Here is a 5645-nt window from a genome sequence, read left to right on the forward strand (position 1 = left end):
GCGATGCGGTGCGGCTCACCGCCTCGAACAACGCGCGAGTCACGGCCCATGAGGCCTCCGAAATTTTGGTCTGGGAGATGCACGCATCGCTCAGCGACTGACGCAACCACGCCTATGGCCTGGAAAATATCGCGGCGTAAGCACAAACACCGCGACCGGCAGCATAGGGTGGGCCGGACGAACAGGAGTCCGTTATGTCTGAACCCACGGGCCGGCACGCCGCACCCGAAGCGGATGTGGCCGCACCACCGCACCCAGATGACGTGCCCCAATCCGATCTTGCCAACCCCAAAGCGACGCGGACGGTGCGGTTCTGGACCGTCCCGATCGTCGTCACGCTGATCGTCCTGGCGGCGCTGGCCGCTTTCTACCTCGGCGGAATCCTGCGGCCGATGACCAACCTGCGACACTTCCCCATCGCCGTGGTGAACGAGGATGCGGGGCCTACCGGTGCACAGGTCGTCAAGGGATTGCTCGCCGGTTTTGAGAAGGACGAAGCATACGACGTCCGCGTGCTATCCCACAACGACGCCAAGAACCAACTTGATACCGCACAGATTTACGGGGTCGCGGTGATACCGCCCAACTTTTCGTCCAGGCTGCAGGCGTTTGCGAAAAGCGCGCTCAACCCCGGCCGCGTCGAGCGCCCCATCATCCTCGTCTCGACGAATCCGCGGGCGGGCACCCTGGGGGCCAGCATCGCCAATCAGACGCTGACGCGTGCCATCGCGATGGTGGATCACCGTGTGGGCGAACGGCTTTCGCAGGAAGTAGCGCAGCAAACGGGACCAGGACACCTGCCCGCTGCTGTCACGTTGATGCTGATGAATCCGATCCAAGTCGAATCCACGGTGCACGATGCGCTACCGGACGGGACCGGAAATGGGCTGTCCGCGTTCTACTATTCGCTGTTGCTGGTGTTGGCCGGCTTCACCGGCAGCATCGTGGTCAGCATGCTGGTGGACTCGATGCTCGGCTTTGTGCCCGCCGAATTCGGTCCGGTCTATCGGTTCGCCGAACAGGTGAAGATCTCTCGATTCCGAACACTGTTGATCAAATGGGCGCTGATGGTAGTGCTGGCGTTGCTGACGTCTGCCGTCTACATATTGATCGCGTCGCGGCTGGGTATGCCGATCCAGCACGCCTTGCCGTTATGGCTCTTCGGGGTCTTCGCGATCGCGGCAGTCGGTATCACGTCCACGTCGCTGATCGCCGTGCTCGGTTCACTCGGTCTACTGGTAAGCATGTTTGTGTTCGTCATCCTGGGGTTGCCGTCGGCGGGTGCCACGGTGCCGTTGGAGGCCACGCCGCAGTTCTTCGACTGGCTGGCGAAATTCGAGCCGATGCACCACGTGTTCTTGGGTGCGCGGGCGCTGCTGTATCTCAACGGTCAAGCCGACGCGGGGTTATCGCATGCGCTGACGATGACCACCGTCGGACTCGTCATCGGTGTGCTGCTTGGCGGCATCGTCACCTGGATCTATGACCGCCGTGGGTATCACCGGCTTCCGCCGGGACTCGAGGCTTCGACCGAGGCGACGAGTCCATCCGAACCGACCGGCACCGCCGAGTGGATAACAGAGTCGACCGGCGCGCCGGAGTAGTACGCAAATGGCCAGCGGCCGAACGTAATTGGACCGCGCCTAAACCGTCACGCGACTGTTATGCGACTTTACCGCGTTATCGCCGGGGTTGATGTTGTGCTGGTTGTACCAACTTTCGTGCCGAAAGGGCAACCGTGCCGTCTGTCGTCGCCGCCTTCCGGCGCACCGTCGCTTGCTGCGCCGTGACGGCGCTGTTCCTGACGCTGGCTACCAGCACCGGGCAGCCGATCGCGCGCGCGGAGGCCCGCGACCTATTGGCCAGTGCCATCGCCAACACCCAAGGCTCCTACCTGGTGTACAACTTCGGCGGTGGCCATCCGGCGCCGATGCTCAACGCCGGCGGTAGCTGGTATGACGGCGGCAGCGGAGGCCACCTGATGATCATCAAGGGTGCCTCGCAACGGCTTTCACCACATCTGCTGGTGGACAGCCATACCGGCTACCAGGCACGCTGTGAACGCAATCCCGGTGCGCGCACCGGCGACGGGCTGATGCAGGCCTCGGAGACTTACGCTCCCGTGCAGGCGTGGCAGGCGATGGGCCAGCCGACGATCGCCATCAACGCGAACTTCTTCGACGTCCGCGGCCAGAAGTCGGGCTCATGGCGGTCCACCGGGTGTAGTTCACCGCTGGGTGCCTACGTCGACAACACTCACGGCCAGGGCCACGCCAATCAGGCAGTCACCGGCACGATTCCCTATGCGGGTAAGCAAGGTCTGTCCGGTGGGGGCGAAAACTGGAGTGCACTGGCGACGATGGTCCTGCCGACCCATGGCCCGCCATCGGTGTTGTGGCCCAGGGGGGGCCGGGACGGTCATGACTACGATGCCGCTACTTCGGTCGTCACCGGCTTGGTCGACCGAGGCGAGTCATTCGTCGCAGTGAGCGGGCTTGGGCTGTTATCCCCGGGCAGCACCGGGCAGCTCCATGACGGTGGTCCCAGCGCCGCGCGCACGGCTCTTGCCTATTCGCGACCCCGCGACGAAATGTATGTGTTCCAAGGCGGCAGCTACACGCCGGACAACATCCAGGACCTGTTCCGCGGCTTGGGCAGCGACACCGCTATCCTGCTCGACGGCGGCGGGTCATCGGCCATCGTGCTGCGCCGCGACACCGGTGGCATGTGGGCCGGGGCCGGCGTGCCGAAGGGGAATTGCGATACCCGGGAGGTACTTTGCGACTCGCGCGAGCGCTCACTACCTAGCTGGCTCGCTTTCAATTAGGTTCGGCGGCGGTGTGATCAGGCCCGAACCGGAAGATCAGCAGGCTGACCGCAACCACCGCCGCAGCCAACGCGATCACCGGGGCCACGGTGAACCGCGACAACGTGGCGCCGACGATGGCCCCGCCGCACATTGCGAATATAACGCTGTAGCGCAGCTTTTCGCGTTGCCCGCTGCCACCGGCCAGCCTGCTGTCGACACCGATGCCGACGACCGTCGACGTGAGCACGGTGGTGCTCATCTCTTGTATGCCGAACTGGCGTGCCGTGGCATTCTGCACGCCGAACGTCGTTGCCAGCCCGCCAATCAAAAATAGTTTGGTGTTGGCTTGATAGCTCAGCGCACCCGTGCCGGCCAGGATCGACAGCACCACCAACATGACGACTTCGATGCCCAGCGCGGTCGTGAGCCACCGACGAGTCTGCACGCCGAAGTGCCGGGTCAGCCGGCCGCCGAGTACGGTGCCGGAGAGAAAACTAACGAATGCAACGATTGCGGCGGTCAGATCGACGCCCGCCCGGGGGACGAACCAGAACCCGAGGAAGATGATGTTCCCGGTCATGTTCGCGACGAAGACATGACCGAGTACCAGCACGCTGATCGCATCGACCAGCCCGGTCGCGAATGTCAACAGCAGCAGCGCGGCAACCGTCAATCGGTCCGATACCGGCGAGGCCATCACGTCAGCGGCCATGCGGTCCTTAGAATTTGGGCGTCAAATCCAGCGAGGTGATGGTCGTCATTTTGGTCACCAGCCATCGCGCGTGATCGCGTTTCATCACCAGCCGATAGGACAGGTACTTCAGCGAGGGAATGTCTTTGGTGGCCGGGCTGGTGGAACTGCTGTTGGTGTAGACGATGGCGGTGGCATCCGGACCGTTCAACGACTCCACCGCTGCCCCGGTGACCTGTGTGCTGTTGGTGATTTGTGCCTGCTTGTTGGGCGCCACGATCGCGTCGATGTATTTGCGGTAGGAGGCCTGGAAATCACCGCTGAGGTACTGCGCCGCCCGATCAGCCAGCTTGTCCATGTTCTGCGGGTTGTAAGTCCACAGCGTGGTGATCGCATTCGCGGCAGTGCGGGCGATGCGCAGCTTGGTAGCCACGGTGGCCTGATCCTTCACATACGGTTGCAGGGTCGCGCCTGCGAACGCGGCGGAGCCGACGAACAATACGGCCGCGACAGCCGCCGCGATCACCGACCATCTGCCAGCGGGCCGACGCTGGCGCCGGACGGGTTCGGCCGCCGGCAACGTGTCTTCGGCCCCTGCCTCATCGTCTTCGGTTGTGCCGTCGTCGATTTCGTCGCCAGCGTCCGATTCAAGTCGTCCGGCTTCGGTTTCGACCGTGTCGACGGAGAGGTCGAGTCCCGACTGGCGGTCGGAAATCTCGTCGGTCAGATCACCTTCTGCAGGTTGCTGATCTTCCACTGGTCGCCTTCCCGCTGAGCAGTTACCACCCAGCGAATTATGTTATCGATTATCTGCTTCTGGTCCGGCGTCTTAAACGTGATGTCGGTGGCCACCAGAACATTCGCGCTGCCGTCATCGTTCCATCTCTCCACCCCAGCTTCGCGAGTGGTGCCTTTGGTCGGTTCCGCCTGAGCGGTCTGGATGAGGATCTGGTTCTTCTCGTCGCGGTATTGTTTGGCGAAATCACCTGTCGCCTGGGCTAATACCCGGTCCACATAGGCGTTGGCGTTGAACGGGTCCAACGTCGTGAACCCGCTCATGAACGATCGAACGAAGCCGAGCACGTCGACTTCCCTCATCGCCACCTCGTGATGCGATCTCTGATTGACCAGAACGAGTGAGGATATCGTGATCCCGCTAGCCGCAAGGATTCCCGCGACGACCATGGCTACCGGCATCGCCCAACCCCGCGACGGCTTCCACCACTGCCGCGGCGGTTTCAACCGCAGCCGCAACCTCGACCAGAGCCTTGATTTGGGCGCCCGCCCGTCGAAGAACGGCACCTCGTCAGGTTGGATTCGGCGGCGGGGGCTCATTTTTGCCCCTGAACGGGTCTTGGTTTTGCCACTGGATCCAGGTTGTCGACGAGCCAACGCCCGCCTTCGGCCTTGAATGAAACCCGCACTGTGGCGGAGATGGGGCGTTGCTCGTTCCCGTCGCCGCGGTGCCCCTGCAGAAAAAGCAGCATCGTGGCGCGGTTTCGCGCCGCGGACAGCACGGTGCTGTCGACCGCCCAGTACTCATTAACGATGGGTCGGCGTTTCTTCGCGGCCTCTTGTTGTTCGACCAGCTTCGGCCGGTATCCGTCGGTCGTCAGCGATTGAGCCCGCTCGAATTGCTGCTTCAGTGATTTCGGGTCGTAGGAAAGCATTTCGGCGACAATCTTCGGTCCCTGCACCGAAATGGCGTCGCGCGTCCGGTCAGCCGCCCTATCAGGCAGATAGACTGCCACGACGCTTGATCCTGCGCCGGCGATGCACAGCAACGCCGCGGCGGCCACGACGGTAGCGGCCTTTCGCCCGATGCCTGCTGGTCGACTGTCCGGTTCGACCCGGTGCACCTCGGTGCCGAGCAGCAAGTCGGCGAAGGTACGCCGCCGTGGATCCCACAGCGGCCATAGCCAACCGATGCAGACCGAATAGGTGTCGAGCGCGTGGGCAAGCTCTCTGCACAGCAGTCGCCCCACGCCGACAGAAGCACCGCCCTGGTGCACGACTGCTATCCCCATTAGCGCACGCCCCAGGCTCCAACCGCTGACCGCCGGCAATATCACCCGGTTAACCCATGCCAGCAGCATGGCGGTCGCAAGGACGGCGAGGCTCGCCCACCACCATGCGCTGTAAAAC

General features: G+C 63.3%; 6 protein-coding genes and 1 pseudogene. 2 read left to right on the forward strand and 5 right to left on the reverse strand.

Features of this window, described 5'->3' with window-relative positions:
* Positions 1-194 precede the first annotated feature (194 nt).
* Positions 195-1604, forward strand: a complete 1410-nt coding sequence (locus tag WB785_RS11055) for an ABC transporter permease (protein ID WP_424079124.1) — start codon at positions 195-197, stop codon at positions 1602-1604.
* A gap of 134 nt (positions 1605-1738) precedes the next feature.
* Positions 1739-2827 carry a phosphodiester glycosidase family protein gene (locus WB785_RS11060; protein WP_424079125.1) on the forward strand — a complete coding sequence of 363 codons (1089 nt, stop codon included), beginning with the start codon at positions 1739-1741 and terminating at the stop codon, positions 2825-2827.
* Here WB785_RS11060 and WB785_RS11065 read toward each other — a convergent pair.
* From WB785_RS11065 to WB785_RS11085, 5 genes and pseudogenes are all read right to left on the reverse strand, one after another.
* Positions 2820-3521, reverse strand: coding sequence for a YoaK family protein (locus WB785_RS11065; RefSeq protein ID WP_424079126.1), 702 nt, complete (start codon positions 3519-3521; stop codon positions 2820-2822). The genes WB785_RS11060 and WB785_RS11065 overlap by 8 nt on opposite strands.
* Positions 3522-3528: 7 nt before the next feature.
* Positions 3529-4257: a mammalian cell entry protein gene (locus WB785_RS11070; protein WP_424079128.1), complete on the reverse strand. Its 729-nt coding sequence runs from the start codon at positions 4255-4257 to the stop codon at positions 3529-3531.
* The gene (locus tag WB785_RS11075) at positions 4224-4835 is read right to left on the reverse strand and encodes a mammalian cell entry protein (protein ID WP_424079130.1); all 612 of its coding nucleotides are present in this window, start codon (positions 4833-4835) and stop codon (positions 4224-4226) included. The genes WB785_RS11070 and WB785_RS11075 overlap by 34 nt, the downstream gene beginning before the upstream one ends.
* On the reverse strand, positions 4832-5377 hold the full coding sequence (locus WB785_RS11080) for a hypothetical protein (RefSeq protein ID WP_424079131.1): 546 nt from the start codon (positions 5375-5377) through the stop codon (positions 4832-4834). Before WB785_RS11080 ends, WB785_RS11075 begins: the two co-directional genes overlap by 4 nt.
* Before the next feature lie 3 nt (positions 5378-5380).
* A pseudogene (locus WB785_RS11085) lies at positions 5381-5645 on the reverse strand (RDD family protein); the annotation flags it as partial.

It is taken from the genome of Mycobacterium sp. (genome assembly GCF_049585075.1).
In the GTDB taxonomy this organism is placed as follows: domain Bacteria; phylum Actinomycetota; class Actinomycetes; order Mycobacteriales; family Mycobacteriaceae; genus Mycobacterium.

Bases quoted from the DNA above. Each gene is read 5' to 3' on its own strand.
- WB785_RS11055 (WP_424079124.1), top strand. From the start codon at position 195: ATGTCTGAACCCACGGGCCGGCACGCCGCACCCGAAGCGGATGTGGCC.
- WB785_RS11065 (WP_424079126.1), bottom strand. From the start codon at position 3,521: ATGGCCGCTGACGTGATGGCCTCGCCGGTATCGGACCGATTGACGGTT.
- WB785_RS11075 (WP_424079130.1), bottom strand. From the start codon at position 4,835: ATGAGCCCCCGCCGCCGAATCCAACCTGACGAGGTGCCGTTCTTCGAC.